A 794-nucleotide genomic window follows, 5' to 3' on the forward strand; every position below is an offset into this window, starting at 1 on the left:
GCTCCGTATCGGCCTTCGCCCCGATCGCCGCGCCCAGCCGCTGCCCATGGGGCGACAAAGCCTTCTCCGGCTACCTCGGCCCGGACCGCGCCGCGTGGAGCGACTACGATGCGACGGCGCTGATGGCCTGCGCCGACGCGCCGCCGTTCCCCAAGGGTATCCTGGTCGACCAGGGCCTGGCCGACAAATTCCTCGCCGAACAACTGTACCCGGACGCCTTCGCGGACGCCTGCCGCGCCGTCGGCCAGCCGCTCGAACTACGCCGGCATCCGGGCTATGACCACGGCTATTACTTCATCTCGACGTTCATCGAGGACCATTTGCGCTTTCACCGCCGTAACCTCGGATGACGTTACCGCGCGACCCTTGCAAACCGTTTTTGCGCGCCCTATAAATTGAGTGGGAGGCGGCCCGTCTGAGGCCGTCGGTCGTCATTCCAGATCAATAGGGTTCGAACAGTTAATCTGGAACTTCGCTAACTTTGCAAGATCATAAGCAATATGCACGAGTTCATTCCGATCAGCACAGCCGACAAGCCTTGGGTTGAACGACCAGAATGACCGTAAAGGATGTTCAATGCTCGCAGCGCACCGCATCCGGCTGGACCCGAACAACGTGCAGGCGACTTGCCTGGCGCGCGCGGCAGGCACGGCCCGCTTCGCGTACAACTGGGCGCTGAGCGAGTGGAAGAAACAGTACGAAGCCTGCAAGGCCGACCCGACGCTGACCAGGCCGTCCGAAGCGGCGTTGCGGCGCCAGCTTAACAGCATCAAGCGCGACCAATTCCCCTGGAT

General features: G+C 62.6%; 2 protein-coding genes. Both read left to right on the top strand.

Annotated features, from left to right (window positions below; genetic code table 11):
• Positions 1-350, top strand: a 350-nt coding sequence (locus AC1DYX_RS31645) for an alpha/beta hydrolase-fold protein (protein WP_477266229.1), incomplete at its 5' end; no start/stop codon positions are given.
• 226 nt (positions 351-576) lie between these two features.
• A partial coding sequence (locus AC1DYX_RS31650; protein WP_477266231.1) for a helix-turn-helix domain-containing protein occupies positions 577-794 on the top strand: 218 nt, incomplete at its 3' end.

The sequence above is a fragment of the Massilia sp. P2_C2 genome (assembly GCF_056404615.1).